The organism is Methylonatrum kenyense, assembly GCF_023195885.1.
Lineage (GTDB): Bacteria > Pseudomonadota > Gammaproteobacteria > Nitrococcales > Aquisalimonadaceae > Methylonatrum > Methylonatrum kenyense.
Map to the genome: position 1 here is coordinate 113631 of NZ_JALPKO010000001.1, position 13892 is coordinate 127522.

The 13892-nt window shown below is 64.8% G+C and carries 15 protein-coding genes and 1 pseudogene; 9 read left to right on the forward strand and 7 right to left on the reverse strand.

The genetic code is table 11. The features are described 5' to 3' along the window. Window positions 1-8: 8 nt before the first annotated feature. The 6 genes from M0534_RS00560 to M0534_RS00585 form a co-directional block, all read right to left on the reverse strand. On the reverse strand, window positions 9-500 hold the full coding sequence (locus M0534_RS00560) for a PAS domain-containing protein (RefSeq protein WP_248566462.1): 492 nt from the start codon (window positions 498-500) through the stop codon (window positions 9-11). Window positions 501-678: 178 nt separating this feature from the next. Beyond that, the gene (locus M0534_RS00565; RefSeq protein WP_248566463.1) at window positions 679-1389 is read right to left on the reverse strand and encodes a twin-arginine translocation signal domain-containing protein; all 711 of its coding nucleotides are present in this window, start codon (window positions 1387-1389) and stop codon (window positions 679-681) included. Between the two features lie 88 nt (window positions 1390-1477). Further along, window positions 1478-2011 carry a superoxide dismutase family protein gene (locus M0534_RS00570; protein WP_248566464.1) on the reverse strand — a complete coding sequence of 178 codons (534 nt, stop codon included), beginning with the start codon at window positions 2009-2011 and terminating at the stop codon, window positions 1478-1480. A 107-nt stretch (window positions 2012-2118) separates the two neighbouring features. Beyond that, window positions 2119-2640 (reverse strand): molybdenum cofactor biosynthesis protein B, encoded by a 522-nt coding sequence (gene moaB / locus M0534_RS00575; protein WP_248566764.1) that lies wholly within the window; start codon window positions 2638-2640, stop codon window positions 2119-2121. 8 nt (window positions 2641-2648) lie between these two features. Then, complete coding sequence (locus M0534_RS00580) at window positions 2649-3101, reverse strand: molybdenum cofactor biosynthesis protein MoaE (protein ID WP_248566465.1); 453 nt, start codon at window positions 3099-3101, stop codon at window positions 2649-2651. 15 nt (window positions 3102-3116) lie between these two features. After that, window positions 3117-3362: a MoaD/ThiS family protein gene (locus M0534_RS00585; RefSeq protein ID WP_248566466.1), complete on the reverse strand. Its 246-nt coding sequence runs from the start codon at window positions 3360-3362 to the stop codon at window positions 3117-3119. Between the two features lie 127 nt (window positions 3363-3489). Here M0534_RS00585 and M0534_RS00590 point away from each other — a divergent pair, with 127 nt between their 5' ends. Further along, window positions 3490-3906: a SufE family protein gene (locus M0534_RS00590; protein ID WP_248566467.1), complete on the forward strand. Its 417-nt coding sequence runs from the start codon at window positions 3490-3492 to the stop codon at window positions 3904-3906. A 16-nt stretch (window positions 3907-3922) separates the two neighbouring features. On the opposite strand, the gene M0534_RS00595 is transcribed toward M0534_RS00590, so the two are convergent. Next, window positions 3923-5449, reverse strand: coding sequence for a fumarate hydratase (locus M0534_RS00595; RefSeq protein WP_248566468.1), 1527 nt, complete (start codon window positions 5447-5449; stop codon window positions 3923-3925). A gap of 309 nt (window positions 5450-5758) precedes the next feature. Here M0534_RS00595 and metG point away from each other — a divergent pair, with 309 nt between their 5' ends. The 8 genes and pseudogenes from metG (at window position 5759) to nth (ending at window position 13819) form a co-directional block, all read left to right on the forward strand. Continuing rightward, window positions 5759-7828 carry a methionine--tRNA ligase gene (metG, locus tag M0534_RS00600; protein ID WP_345894691.1) on the forward strand — a complete coding sequence of 690 codons (2070 nt, stop codon included), beginning with the start codon at window positions 5759-5761 and terminating at the stop codon, window positions 7826-7828. Window positions 7829-7924: 96 nt separating this feature from the next. Then, window positions 7925-8506, forward strand: a complete 582-nt coding sequence (gene rsxA / locus M0534_RS00605) for an electron transport complex subunit RsxA (RefSeq protein ID WP_248566470.1) — start codon at window positions 7925-7927, stop codon at window positions 8504-8506. Between the two features lie 44 nt (window positions 8507-8550). Then, a pseudogene (rsxB, locus tag M0534_RS00610) lies at window positions 8551-9039 on the forward strand (electron transport complex subunit RsxB); the annotation flags it as partial. A 26-nt stretch (window positions 9040-9065) separates the two neighbouring features. Next, a complete protein-coding gene (gene rsxC, locus M0534_RS00615) occupies window positions 9066-10619 on the forward strand; it encodes an electron transport complex subunit RsxC (protein WP_248566471.1) in 1554 nt (517 codons plus the stop codon). Then, the gene (locus M0534_RS00620) at window positions 10616-11617 is read left to right on the forward strand and encodes an RnfABCDGE type electron transport complex subunit D (protein WP_248566472.1); all 1002 of its coding nucleotides are present in this window, start codon (window positions 10616-10618) and stop codon (window positions 11615-11617) included. Before rsxC ends, M0534_RS00620 begins: the two co-directional genes overlap by 4 nt. A 25-nt stretch (window positions 11618-11642) precedes the next feature. After that, window positions 11643-12515 (forward strand): electron transport complex subunit RsxG, encoded by an 873-nt coding sequence (gene rsxG, locus M0534_RS00625; RefSeq protein ID WP_248566473.1) that lies wholly within the window; start codon window positions 11643-11645, stop codon window positions 12513-12515. Next, window positions 12496-13185 carry an electron transport complex subunit E gene (locus M0534_RS00630; protein ID WP_248566474.1) on the forward strand — a complete coding sequence of 230 codons (690 nt, stop codon included), beginning with the start codon at window positions 12496-12498 and terminating at the stop codon, window positions 13183-13185. Before rsxG ends, M0534_RS00630 begins: the two co-directional genes overlap by 20 nt. A 1-nt stretch (window position 13186) precedes the next feature. Next, complete coding sequence (nth, locus tag M0534_RS00635) at window positions 13187-13819, forward strand: endonuclease III (RefSeq protein ID WP_248566475.1); 633 nt, start codon at window positions 13187-13189, stop codon at window positions 13817-13819. Window positions 13820-13892: the final 73 nt, after the last annotated feature.

Below are 13892 nucleotides of genomic sequence, written 5' to 3' on the forward strand. Positions count from 1 at the left end.
ACAGGGCTTCATCGGCGCAAGGTCGGCGTCAGGTCATCGGGATGGACCAGGCTGTACCAACCCCGGTCCGCGGTCAGCTGTGCCTCATCGACGTCGAAAAAGCGTCCCAGGTTCGGCGAGATGTACACCACCTGATGCGGCGGCTCCGCCGAACAAGCGTAGACCACCGCGGGGGTCACCGACAGCACCTCATCGAGGCGCTGGTTGACCAGCTCCTGCACTTCCCGGCGTTCCATGACCCTGGAAATATCCAGATGTACCCCGCTCATGGTACGGGGCGCGCCATCGTCGTCCCGGGCCGTGACTTGGCCGCGCGTCTTGATCCAGCGCCAGTCGCCGCTGGCCGTACGCAGGCGGAACTCGTGCGCCAGGTACTCGCTTCCACCGGCCAGATGCAGATCCAGTTTTTCCCGGAGCTGGAGAAAATCGTCCGGATGGACAAGGGATTCGAACTGTTCGAAGGACAGCGGGTTGAGATCGGCCAGGCGATACCCGAGCATCTCGGCCCAACGCTCGTTGATCAGCGTGACGCCGCTGCCGACATCCGCTCCCAGATGCCCACATGCGAGGCGTCAAGCACCTGCAGCAGGCTGTCGCCACCGATATTCTCGGGGTCCAGTCGTTGGCTATCCGGCATGCGGGCGGCCGTTCCCTGTACGCTGCGCTACGAGCGCTGCCTCAGCAACGCATGATGTTGTCACTGAACCGGGACAGGGGTTCGACGACCACATCTTCCGCCGCCGCCTCCCGAGCGTTGCCATCCGGGTATTCCAGGCTCAAACGCGCTTCGAACTCGGTAAAGAACCGATCGAACAACTCTCCACCCAGCGTGCCGACCGCGAACAATTCATCGGCCGCTGCATCGTGCTCCAGCAGGACGGCGGCCAGCGGCTGCTTCGCGGGTCCGTCCAGCACCCGGCCACCAGCCACGGGATCATAGAGGCTGTTTTCGGCGCAGCAGCTGATGACCCCGGTCGCCGGCTCGTCGTTACCGCGCGCCTCACGGAACCGGATGTAGCTGACCGCCGGCGTCGGATGCGCCAACTTGTGCGCGCAGATCGCCGAAAATGCCACCACGCTATGTTTCGGGCCTACACCATGGCGACTGCGATAGGTTTCCCCGGCCTCGGTACGCAGGCTCTGCTCACCGGGCACCGACGTACCCAGATCCAGGAGAAATGCCGGGGTCGCACGGTACGGGTAGGAGAAGACATAGTTACGCAGTTGTTCCAGTTCGCCCAGCCGCAGCGGCTCGCCGGAGGATTGCACGAGCCGGCTTCGTTGATACCGGCGCGGCCGCAGGCCGGCATCCGCAAACAGCGAGGCCGGCGCGAGGCCGGCGCAACCCGCACCGACGGCACAGGCCTTCACGAAATCACGGCGTCGCATGGTCAGCCCCGGTTACTTGCCGTTCAACCATCGGAACAGTGAACCACTGCTGCCGGTCGCGCCGGCCGCAGTGTGTCCCAGCCAATGTTCAACTGCCGCGGATGACGCCGCAGGCAATACGCGCACCGGCACCGCCGATCGGCTGGGTGATGTGGTCATCCGGCTTTTCGTGGATCACCAGGGCCGCCCCGTCATCATCAAGAATCCTGGCACCATAGCTGCCGTCGAGACTGGCGCGGGCGTTGAACAACTCTGCCCAGCCGGTGCCGTCGTCGTGGACGTAGAAGTTGTTGAGATCACCCGGATCAGGACCGTCCGGGTTGAGCAGGCCGTGTTTCTTGTCCTCCGGGTTCAGGTGCCCCGCCGAATCCTGGAAGCCATCGTGGTGATCGTCGCAGGTACCGACACTGTGAATGTGGATCGCCTTCGGCCCCACCGGAAGACCGTCGATTTCGAGCACGATCAGCGTCCCGTTCGGCCCTTGGGTCAGATGCGCCTCGCCGACGGCATTGCCGTCGTTGTCGATGAATTCGGCGTGTGCCTTGGGCATGTCATCAGCCGCCAGTGCCAGCGGTGCGGCGAGCGCGGCGCCGGCCAGCGCGCGGATCAGTGATCGTTTCATGGTGTCCTCCTTGCGGGTTCATCCCCACCAGTTTGACCGGATGCGGATCCAAGGTTCCATTGCCAGCATAGCCGAGCATGCCTGGTAAGGAACCGTCACTGCCGGATTCACTCACGCAATCGCGGGATCAACGAGACAAAATTGCAGGGCTTGTGACGACGATCCAGTTGCTTCAGCAGGATGCCGTCCCAGGCCGTGCGGCAGGCACCACTGGAGCCCGGCAGCACGAACAACAAAGTGGCATTGGCGACGCCGGCAACGGCGCGTGACTGAATCGAGGAACTGCCGATTTCCTCGAAGGACAGTTGCCGGAACAACTCGCCGAAACCGTCGACCCGCATATCGAACAGCGGCAACACCGCTTCGGGTGTGGTGTCGCGTCCGGTGATGCCGGTGCCGCCGGTGCTGATCACCACCTTCACGCCTTCGTCCACGATCCAGCGCGACACCACCTCGCGAACCCGGTAGATGTCATCCGGCACGATCTGCCTGTCGGCCAGGTGATGGCCGGCATCCTGAAGCCGCGCCACCAGCAGGTCTCCGGACTTGTCGTCGGCCTCGGTGCGGCTGTCGGACACCGTCAGCACCGCGATGGAGAGGGGGAGAAAGCCGGCCTGCTCGTTCGCCATTGCCTGACTCACTGACTGTTCTCGGCGTCCCGGGAGGCCGCGGTTTCCAGCGGCACGCCGTCCTGGTACGCGTCGCTGCCATCTTCGTAGAAATCGTGCTTCCACACCGGCAGGCGCACCTTCAGGGTATCGATGGCATAGCGCGCACCGTCGAAGGCATCGCCCCGGTGCGGTGCCCGCACCACCACCAGCACACTGGCCTCGCCGATCGCCAGATCGCCGGTGCGATGCACGATGCGGCATTCGCTGACCGGAAATTTCTGCAGCGTTTCCTGCTCCAGTTCCGCCAGCACCTTTTCCGCCATCGGACCGTAGGCGGAATAGCTCATCCCGCTCACGCCCTTGCCCGCATGATGATTGCGGACGATGCCACCGAACACGACCAGGGCGCCGCAGGCGTCATTCTCGGTTTCTCGCAGCAACTGCCCCATGTCCAGCGGCTGCTCGGTCATTCTGCTCATGCCAACCTCTAGCGTTCAGCCGCCGCTGACTGGCGGCAACAGCACCAGCGGGCGGCTTGTGTCGATGGTCTGGTCCTGGCGGACCAGGCTATCCCCCTGGGCGCAGGCGACGCGCCGCAAGTGCGGCGCCAGGGCCGGATGCCGCCGAGCCAATTGATCCAGAACGGCGGCCACCGTTGGCGGTTCCGGCAATGCATCAAGCTGCAACTGGCGGTCGCCCGCTGCCTGCTGCAGTACACCGAAGAGCTCCACAGTCAGCATGCATGACTCCTGATGGAAAACCTGTTCGGGGGTGTGAAATCATGGGTGGAGTATGCCACAGGGCCACCATCCGGCACCGCATGTTACGATGCAACATCCGCAGTAAAGCCAATGGGACGCAAAGCCCATGCAACTGGACGACGTCATAGAAACCTTCGAATTCCTCGACAGCTGGGAGGATCGATATCGGCTGATTATCGACCTCGGCCGCGAGTTGCCGGAATTCCCCGAGGAGGCGAAAACCGAGGACAACCGGGTGGAGGGTTGCGTCAGCAAGGTCTGGCTGTTGCACGACATCGAACAGACCACGCCGCAGCGGCTGACTTTTCGCGCGGACAGCGACGCCTTTATCGTCAGGGGGCTGATTGCACTGATCCTGATGGCCTATTCCGGACGCACGCCGGAGGAGATCCGCCAGACCGACATTGAGGGGCTATTCCAGCGGCTCGGCCTCGAGCAGCAGCTCAGCCCCAACCGGCGCAACGGCTTTTTCTCGATGGTCGAACGGATCAAGCACTTGGCGGATCAGGCGCAGGCCGCCTGATCCATCCGGGACGGATTCAGGCTTCCTCGACCACCGGGATGCCACCGATCCGTGCACGCCATTCCCGCGGCCCGGTCTCGTGTACCGACTCACCGGCCGCGTCCACCGCCACGGTTACCGGCATGTCCTCGACCACAAATTCGTGGATCGCCTCCATGCCCAGATCCTCGAATGCCACCACCCGGGATTTGCGGATCGCCTTGGACACCAGGTAGGCAGCGCCGCCGACCGCCATCAGGTAAACCGCGTTGTGCCGCCGGATCGCCGCAATCGCCTCGGGTCCGCGCTCGGCCTTGCCGATCATTCCCAGCAGGCCGGTCTTTTCCAGCATCAGGTCTGTGAACTTGTCCATCCGCGTGGCGGTGGTCGGCCCGGCCGGTCCGACGACTTCATCGCGCACCGGGTCCACCGGGCCCACGTAGTAGATGAAGCGGTTGTTCAGGTCGACACCCTCGGGCAACGCCTCGCCGCGGGCGAACAGGTCCGCCATGCGTTTATGCGCCGCGTCCCGACCGGTAAGCATGGTGCCGGACAGCAGCAGGGTCTCGCCCGGCGTCCAGCTAGCCACCTCCTCGCGGGTGACGGTGTCGAGGTTCACCCGGCGCACATTCTCGCCGGCCTCGCGGGTGATTTTCGGCCAGTCGTCCAGCGACGGCGGCGTCAGTTCCGCCGGGCCGGAGCCATCCAGCACGAAATGCGCATGTCGCGTCGCCGCGCAGTTCGGGATCATCGCCACCGGCAGATTCGCCGCATGGGTCGGGTAGTCGTGAATCTTCACGTCCAGCACCGTGGTCAGCCCACCCAGCCCCTGGGCACCGATGCCGAGCTGGTTCACCTTGTCGAAGATCTCCAGTCGCAGTTCCTCAACCCGGTTGGCCGGGCCACGGGCCTGCAGTTCGTGGATGTCGATGGACTCCATGCAGGCCTCCTTGGCCATCACCATCGCCTTCTCGGCGGTACCGCCGATACCGATGCCCAGAATCCCCGGCGGACACCAGCCAGCACCCATGGTCGGCACGGTCTTCAGAACCCAGTCGACGATGCTGTCGGAGGGGTTCAGCATGACGAACTTGGTCTTCGCCTCGGAGCCACCACCCTTGGCCGCCAGCTCCACCGCCACGGTCTCGCCCGGCACCACGCGGGTGTGGATCACCGCAGGCGTGTTGTCACCGGTGTTGCGCCGGCTGCCGGCCGGATCCGCCAGCACCGAGGCGCGCAGGATGTTGTCGGCATCGCCATAGGCCTGGCGCACACCCTCGTTGACCATCTCCTCGACACCCATGGTCGCGTCCCAGCGCACGTCCATGCCGATTTTCAGCAGCACGGTGACAATCCCGGTGTCCTGGCAGATCGGCCGCCGCCCCTCGGCGCACATGCGTGAGTTGATCAGGATCTGCGCCATGGCGTCACGCGCCGCCGGCGATTCCTCACGCTCGTAGGCCGCGGTGACCGCCTGCACGAAATCCTTCGGATGGTAATACGAGATGTACTGCAGCGCGTCGGCCACACTCTGAATAAAATCCTGCTGGCGAATGACCGTCATCGAGCACCTCGGCTGGGCTTGAAATCCTGACCGCAGTCTACCGCCGTTGCTGCACCGCGGCAAAACAGAACCCGCCCATCTGGACGAAGCGCAATCAGGAAATCGGGAGGCCGCCGCAACCTGACATCGAAGCCCTATACCCCACGCGTGCCGACGGCCGCCTTGTCTGGGCGTGGGGTTTCCGAAGCGAGCTGTTGACACAGAACGTCGTCAATCCCGTAGGAAACCCCATGCCCAGACATCGAAGCCCGCCCAAACCGCTGGCGAGATTGCGCCCTCACCAGACCCGCGTCGCCGCCAACACCCCGAATCTGGCATACTTCGCGGTCTTTCTTTCGCACCATGAGACGAGGTTCCATGTCGCGCCAGATCCTTGTGACCAGCGCCCTACCCTATGCCAACGGCCCCATCCATCTTGGTCATCTGGTGGAATACATCCAGACCGACATCTGGGTCCGCTTCCAGCGACTACGGGGCAACCGCTGCATCTACGTCTGCGCCGATGACGCCCATGGCACCCCGATCATGCTCAAGGCACGCGAACTGGGGATTACTCCGGAAGAGCTGATCGAGAGGATTGGCCGGGAGCATCAGCAGGACTTCGCCGATTTCCTGATCGAGTTCGACAACTACTATTCGACCCACTCCGAGGAGAACCGTTACTACGCCGAACTGATTTACCAGCGCCTGAGGGACGCCGGCCACATCACCAGCCGCACCATCAAGCAGGCCTATGATCCGGTGGAGAACATGTTCCTGCCGGATCGTTACATCAAAGGCGACTGCCCGCGCTGCGGTGCCGCCGAGCAGTACGGCGATTCCTGCGAGGTCTGCGGCGCCACCTACACGCCGGCCGAACTCCGGAACGCGGTTTCCGTGGTTTCCGGCGCAACGCCGGTGGACAAGGAATCCGAGCATTATTTCTTCCGGCTGCAGGACTTCGGCGACATGCTCCGCACCTGGGCCGGCGACGGTCATGTGCAGGGCGAAGTGGCCAACAAGCTCAACGAATGGTTCGAAGACGGCCTGCGGGAATGGGACATCTCCCGCGACTCACCCTACTTCGGCTTCCGCATCCCCGGCACCGAGGACAAGTACTTCTACGTCTGGCTGGACGCGCCGATCGGCTACATGGCCAGCTTCAGCAACTGGTGTGAGCAGCATGGCGAGGACTTCGACGCCTGGTGGCGGCCGGATACCGACACCGAGCTGTATCACTTCATCGGCAAGGACATCGTCTATTTCCATGCCCTGTTCTGGCCGGCGATGCTGGAGGGTGCGGGCTTTCGCAAGCCGACCCGGATCTGCGCCCACGGCTTTCTGACGGTCAACGGCCAGAAGATGTCCAAGTCGCGCGGCACCTTCATCATGGGTCGCACCTACCTGAATCATCTGAATCCGGAATACCTGCGCTACTACCTGGCGGCCAAGATGGGCAGCAGCGTGCACGACCTGGACCTGAGCCTGGATGACTTCATCCAGCGGGTGAATTCCGATCTGGTGGGCAAACTGGTGAACATTGCCAGCCGCAGTGCCAGCTTCATCAACAAGCGCTTCGACGGCCGCCTTGCCGATCATCTGGAGGCGCCCGAGTTGTACCGCACGGTGACGGCACGGGGTGAACAGATCGCGCGGCATTACGAGGACCGCGAGTTCTCCCGTGCGATCCGCGAGATCATGGCGCTGGCCGACGAGGCCAACCAGTACTTCGATGAGCGCAAGCCCTGGGTGCTGGCGAAGGATGCCGAGACCCTGGAGCGGGTGCAGTTGATCTGCACCCAGACGCTGAATGTGTTCCGCGTGCTGATGACCTACCTGAAACCGGTGGTGCCCCGAATCGCCGCGCGCGCCGAGGCCTTTCTGCAGATTCCGGAACAAACCTGGTCCGATGCCACCGAACCGCTGCTGGATCACACCATCGGCCGCTTCGAGCCACTGGCCACCCGGGTCGCGCGCGAGTCGGTCGACGCCATGCTGGAGGAATCCCGGGAGACGCTGGCGCCGAAGGCGGAGACGACACCGACGGGGCCATTGGCCGACAACCCGATTGCCGAACAGATCGAGATTGGGGATTTCGGCAAGGTTGACCTGCGCATCGCCCGCATCAGCAAGGCGGCGCAGGTCGACGGTGCCGACAAGCTGCTGCAACTGACCCTGGACCTGGGCGGCGAGACCCGCACCGTGTTCGCCGGCATACGTGCCGCCTACGAGCCAGCCGACCTGGAAGGCAAGCTCACGGTCATGGTCGCCAACCTGAAGCCGCGCAAGATGCGTTTCGGTGTCTCCGAAGGCATGGTCCTGGCAGCCGGCCCCGGCGGCAAGGACCTCTTCATCCTCGAACCCGACAACGGCGCCGAACCGGGGATGAAGGTTAAATGAACGTTTTACGTTTAACGTTTTATGTTTTACGTCAGCTAATTGAGAGACTTTCCTAAAACTTAAAACTTAAAACGTTAAACGCCCAAAGGGCCATCTATGTCCGAACTTGCGCTGATCCTGCTGGGCACCGCGCTGGTCAACAACTTCGTGTTGGTGAAGTTTCTCGGCCTGTGTCCGTTCATGGGCGTGTCGCGCAAGCTGGAAACAGCGGTCGGGATGGGACTGGCCACCACCTTCGTGCTGACCCTGTCCGCGGTGCTGAGTTATCTGGTCAACAGCTGGCTACTGGAACCCTTCGGGCTGGCGTACTTGCGCACCATCGCCTTTATCCTGGTGATCGCCGCGGTGGTGCAGTTCACCGAACTGGTGATTCACCGCGCCAGTCCGCTGCTACATCAGGTGCTGGGCCTGTTCCTGCCCCTGATCACCACCAACTGCGCGGTCCTGGGGGTCGCCCTGCTGAACGTGCAACAGATCCACGGCCTGCTTCAATCGGCGTTCTACGGTTTTGGCGCGGCCCTAGGGTTTAGCCTGGTGCTGGTGCTGTTTGCCAGCCTGCGCGAACGCCTGGCCGTGGCGGAAGTCCCGCAACCCTTCCAGGGCGCGGCCATCGCCCTGATCACCGCTGGCCTGATGTCGCTGGCCTTCATGGGCTTTACCGGCCTGGCCCGCCTGTGAACACTGGATGGCACCAACGATGAACGTAAGCGTGCAATGAAACGATGATCGATGCCTTGCTGATCATGGGGCTATTGGCCGCCGTGCTGGGCGGCCTGCTGGGGTTCGCCTCGGTCCGCCTGCGACCGCACACCGATCCGGTGGTGGAGCAGATCAATGCCTTGCTGCCGCAGACCCAGTGCGGCCAGTGCCTGTATCCCGGTTGTCGACCCTATGCCGAAGCAATCGCCGCCGGCGAGGCGCCGATCAACCGCTGTCCGCCCGGCGGCCAGGCAACCATCCGCCAGCTCGCCGATCTGCTGGACCGCGAGCCGGAGCCGCTGGATGCGCGTCACGGCAGCACACCGGAGAGATCAATGGTGGCCTTGATCGACGAGCCGGCCTGCATCGGCTGCACGCTGTGCATCCAGGCCTGCCCGGTGGACGCGATCCTCGGTGCCCGTGGCCAGATGCACACCGTGCTTCACGAGGAATGCACCGGCTGCGAACTGTGCCTTGACCCCTGCCCGGTGGACTGCATTGCCCTGCTGCCGCGGGACGCGCGGACCGCCGCCTGAGCATGACGGACGACGCGCTTTTCGGTTTCCCGGGCGGGCTGGAACTCCCGGACTGGAAACACTGGAGCACCGGGGCGCCACTGCGCACCCTGCCGTTGCCCCCCGAACTGGTGATTCCGCTGGATCAGCCCAACGGGCGCAGCCGGCTGCTGATGGAGCCGGGCGATGCGGTCCATCGCGGACAACCACTGGCCCAGCCGGAGGAAGGCTGGGCCGTACCACTGTTCGCCCCCAGCTCCGGCACACTCACGGCCGTCGAATGGCGGCTTTCCGCCCATGCTGATGGACGAAGGCTGCGCTGCGCGGTGATCCGTTGCGACGGCGAGGACCGCCCCTGGCCTGGACAGGCAGCGCCCTGCGACGAGCCCCTCGCCCTGGAACCCAGGGATCTGCGGCAGCGGATTCGTGCGGCCGGTGTCTGCGGCCTTGGCGGTGCCGTGTTCCCCACCGCGGAAAAACTGGAGGCGGCGGCCGAACAAGGCGTGCATACGCTGATCATCAACGGCATCGGCTGCGAGCCCTGTATCAGTTGCGACGATCGCCTGCTGCGTGACCATGCCGATGCGGTGGTCGAGGGCGCCCTGCTGCTGGCGCGGGCCTGCGGCGCCGACCGGATCCTCCTGGCCATCGAGAACGAACAGACCGAGGCCCTTGCAGCGGCCACGCAAGCCGCGGCGTCCGCCATCGAACTGCGGACGGTGCCCGCGCGGTACCCGTCCGGTGGTGAACGCCAGTTGATCAGCAACCTGCTTGGTCAGGGAATCGCTGCCGACGGATTGCCAATCGATCAGGGCCTGCTCTGCCAGAATGCCGGTACTGCGGCGGCGGTCTGGCAAAGCCTGCACAGCGGCGAGCCCCTGCTTGACCGCATCGTGACGCTGGCCGGCCCGGACCTGCCGCAGGCCGGCAACTATCGCGTCCGGTTCGGGACACCCGTGGACTGGATGCTGGATTACCTGGATGTCCGTTGGCAGGAACGAATGCTGATCCAGGGCGGACCGATGATGGGCGTCGCGCTGCAGGATCCACGTTGCCCGGTCACCGCGGCCACGAACTGTGTGCTGCTGGCCGACGCAGACCTGCTGGGCGAGGACGGCGAGCAGCGTGCCTGTATTCGCTGCGGCGACTGCGCGGCGGTCTGTCCGGTGCGGCTGCTACCCCAGCAATTGCACTGGTATGCCGGGGACCATGACCACGATGCGCTACGCGAGCACGGCCTGATGGCCTGTATCGAATGCGGTGCCTGTGCCGTGGTCTGCCCCAGCCGCATCCCGCTGGTCCGGGAATTCCGCGAAGCCAAGGCCGAGTTGGTCAGCGCGGACCTGGAACAGGATCGGGCCCGCCGGGCACGTGCCCGTTTCGAAGCCCGGGAAGCCCGCCTGCAACGCAAACGAGAGCAGCAGGAGGCACGGCGAAGGGCGAAACGGGATGCCCTGCGCAAGGCAGGTGAGGAAACCGACGGAACACGACAGGATCCGCGCAAGGCCGCCATCGCGGCTGCGCTGGCCCGACGCCGGCGGAAGCAGTCGGACCCGGGTGGAGACGGTGGCGAATGATGCAGTCCGCGGCCCCCCACCTGCGGCCGAGGCACGATGTGCCGCGGCTAATGCGGAGCGTCCTGCTGGCCCTGATTCCCGGCACGTTGGCGATGGTCTGGCTGTTCGGCTGGGGCGTGTTGCTGAATATCCTGCTCTGCGGCGCCACCGCGCTGGCCACAGAAGCGCTGATGCTGCGCCTTCGTGGACGACCCATTGCGCCGGCGCTGGGCGATCACAGCGCCCTGCTCGCCGCACTGCTGCTGGCCCTGTGCCTGCCACCGTTGCTGCCCTGGTGGATGCCGGTGCTCGGCACCTTCTTCGCCCTGGCGCTGGGCAAGCATCTCTACGGCGGACTGGGCTTCAACCCGTTCAATCCGGCGATGCTGGGCTACGTGTTCCTGCTGGTCTCGTTCCCCGGCAGCATGGTGCTCTGGCCGTCGCCCGATCTGGCGCCGCCGGGTCTGCTGCAGACGCTGGCGGTTGGCAGTGGCATGACGGCATTCGACATGGTCAGCGGAGCGACACCGCTGGACGGCCTGAAAACCGCGCTGGCCGCCGGCCAGCCGGTCGCCGCGCAGCGCAACGGATTCGGGCCGTTCTCCCTGCACCAGGAGCCCGACTGGCTGCTGATCAACGCCCTGTTCCTGCTCGGCGGGCTTTACCTGCTGCGGCACCGCATGGTCGCCTGGCAGATCCCGCTCGGCGTGCTGCTGGGCCTGGGCCTGCCGGCTTTTGCCGCCTGGCTGATTGCACCCGATCAGTTCGCCGACCCGTTGTTCCACCTGTTCGCCGGCGGCGCCATGCTGGGCGCCTTTTTCGTGGCCACCGATCCGGTCTCGGCCAGCACCACGCCGCTGGGCCGGCTTTACTATGGCCTTGGTATCGGGATACTCGTGTGGGTCATCCGGAGCTGGGGTGGCTATCCGGAGGGCGTTGCCTTTGCGGTGCTGCTGATGAACCTGGCGGCGCCATTGCTTGATCGCCTGTGTCGGCCACGTATCGCGGGGCAGGGATGAACCGACTATCCGGAGTCCGTCACGCATGACCGCTCAACATGCCGCCATTCGCCAGATGCTGATTGCCGGTGGTCTGCTGCTGGCCTTCACACTGGCTGGCGTCGGTCTGGTCGCACTGACCTACGACAACACGCTTCAGCAAATCGAGGAAAACCGGCGCGCCATGCTGCTGCGCCAGCTGAGCGAGGTGGTACCGCATACGGCCTATGACAATCAGCCGCAGGACGATGTCATCGCAGCCAAGGACCCGGTGCTGCTCGGCGTCAACGAGCACCTGCCTATCTACCGGCTGCGCGGGGATGGCGAACCGGTTGCCACGGTGGTAACCGCAGTGGCGCCGGACGGTTATTCCGGCGAGATCATCCTGCTTGTCGGCGTCGACCGGCAGGGCGAGATCACCGGGGTACGCGTGGCAGGCCACAAGGAAACCCCCGGCCTCGGCGATGCCATCGAACGGAGCCGCAGCAACTGGATCACGCAGTTCCGCGGCGAGACCCTCGGTGACGCCGACAATGACGACGGGGAAAGCGACAGCGAGGCGATTGCCCAACGCTGGCAACTGCGGCGCGACGGCGGCGAATTCGACCAGATCAGTGGCGCGACGATAACCGCCCGGGCAGTCATCAGCGCGATCCACAATGCCCTGCTGTTTCAGCAACGACACGGCGAGCTGCTGTTCGCCGATGCCGACACCCTGGAGGACGCGCTGGCCGCGCGGGAAGAGGAGCAACGACGCGAGGCGCTGGAAGCGGCGGAGGACCGGGAGGACGCCGAGGGCGAAGCCGCGCCCGACGCGGTAGACGATGTCGAGCCGGAGGAGCCGGCCGCGCCCACGCCTGAAGACAGTGACGACGACAGCGAGCCGTCCGGGGATCCGAATGACACCGATGATGCATGAGCGCGTTCGCGACGGGCTGTGGCGCGACAACCCGGCACTGGTGCAGTTACTTGGCCTGTGCCCGCTGCTGGCCGTGACCGGCACCCTGGTCAACGGCCTGGCCCTGGGAATTGCCACCCTGCTGGTGTTGCTGGGCTCGAGCACGGTAGTGTCGTTGATCCGCCATCAGCTCCGACCCGAAATCCGGATTGCGGTATTCGTGATGATCATCGCTTCGCTGGTCACCGCCGTGGAGTTGCTGATGAGCGCCTGGTTCCACGAACTGCATCAGGTGCTGGGCATTTTTGTACCGCTGATCGTCACCAATTGCGCGATCCTGGGCCGGGCCGAAGCCTTCGCATCCCGACACCCGCCAACCGTGGCCGCCATGGACGGGCTGATGATGGGCCTCGGTTTCTGCGCGGTTCTGGTGCTGCTCGGTGGCATGCGGGAGCTGCTGGGGCACGGCACCCTGTTCCGGGGCGCCGAGTTCCTGTTCGGACCCTCGGCGTCGGCCCTGCAAATCCGGGTGCTGCCGCTGGATGACGGTCTGCTTCTCGCCCTGTTGCCGCCCGGCGCCTTCATCGGCCTGGGCCTGCTGCTGGCGGCGAAGAACTGGCTTGACCAGCGCAGTGCCCGACAGCCGGCGCGGGCCGTGCCAGTGGCATCACCGACAACCCAATCCAATTGAGATGAACAGGGAAAAGCGGACACAGATATTCCGCCTGCTGCGGCAGGCGAATCCGGAGCCCCGCACCGAACTGCACTACAGTACCCCGTTCGAACTGCTGATTGCGGTCGTGCTCTCGGCGCAGGCCACGGACCGGGGCGTGAACAAGGCCACCGCCCGGCTGTTCCCGGTCGCCAACACCCCGGCGGCGATCCTCGCCCTGGGCGAGGACGGCCTCAAACAGCACATCAAGACCATTGGCCTGTTCAACAGCAAGGCGGCCAACATCATCAAGCTCTGCGCGATGCTGCTGGAACAGCACGGCGGCGAGGTGCCCCGGACCCGTGAGCACCTGGAGGCCCTGCCGGGGGTCGGACGCAAGACCGCCAACGTGGTCCTGAACACCGCCTTCGGCCAGCCAACAATGGCGGTGGACACGCATATTTTCCGGGTCGCCAATCGCACCGGCCTGGCGCGCGGCAAAACCGTCCGCCAGGTGGAGGACCGCCTGGTCCGCCTGACGCCACGGGAATTCCTGCAGGACGCCCACCACTGGCTGATACTCCACGGCCGCTACGTCTGCACCGCCCGAAAACCCCGGTGTGGGGCGTGTTTGATTTATGACTGGTGCGAATACAAGGAGAAAACGGCGTGATCTGGCGTCCGACGGCCGCGTTTTACGTGTAACGTTTTACGTTTAAAGTGCCGTGACACAAGTAAAATTGACA

Coding starts and splice junctions, on each gene's coding strand:
- M0534_RS00560 (WP_248566462.1), bottom strand. CDS start 500: ATGCTCGGGTATCGCCTGGCCGATCTCAACCCGCTGTCCTTCGAACAG.
- M0534_RS00565 (WP_248566463.1), bottom strand. CDS start 1,389: ATGCGACGCCGTGATTTCGTGAAGGCCTGTGCCGTCGGTGCGGGTTGC.
- M0534_RS00570 (WP_248566464.1), bottom strand. CDS start 2,011: ATGAAACGATCACTGATCCGCGCGCTGGCCGGCGCCGCGCTCGCCGCA.
- moaB (WP_248566764.1), bottom strand. CDS start 2,640: ATGGCGAACGAGCAGGCCGGCTTTCTCCCCCTCTCCATCGCGGTGCTG.
- M0534_RS00580 (WP_248566465.1), bottom strand. CDS start 3,101: ATGAGCAGAATGACCGAGCAGCCGCTGGACATGGGGCAGTTGCTGCGA.
- M0534_RS00585 (WP_248566466.1), bottom strand. CDS start 3,362: ATGCTGACTGTGGAGCTCTTCGGTGTACTGCAGCAGGCAGCGGGCGAC.
- M0534_RS00590 (WP_248566467.1), top strand. CDS start 3,490: ATGCAACTGGACGACGTCATAGAAACCTTCGAATTCCTCGACAGCTGG.
- M0534_RS00595 (WP_248566468.1), bottom strand. CDS start 5,449: ATGACGGTCATTCGCCAGCAGGATTTTATTCAGAGTGTGGCCGACGCG.
- rsxA (WP_248566470.1), top strand. CDS start 7,925: ATGTCCGAACTTGCGCTGATCCTGCTGGGCACCGCGCTGGTCAACAAC.
- rsxC (WP_248566471.1), top strand. CDS start 9,066: ATGACGGACGACGCGCTTTTCGGTTTCCCGGGCGGGCTGGAACTCCCG.
- M0534_RS00620 (WP_248566472.1), top strand. CDS start 10,616: ATGATGCAGTCCGCGGCCCCCCACCTGCGGCCGAGGCACGATGTGCCG.
- rsxG (WP_248566473.1), top strand. CDS start 11,643: ATGACCGCTCAACATGCCGCCATTCGCCAGATGCTGATTGCCGGTGGT.
- M0534_RS00630 (WP_248566474.1), top strand. CDS start 12,496: ATGACACCGATGATGCATGAGCGCGTTCGCGACGGGCTGTGGCGCGAC.
- nth (WP_248566475.1), top strand. CDS start 13,187: ATGAACAGGGAAAAGCGGACACAGATATTCCGCCTGCTGCGGCAGGCG.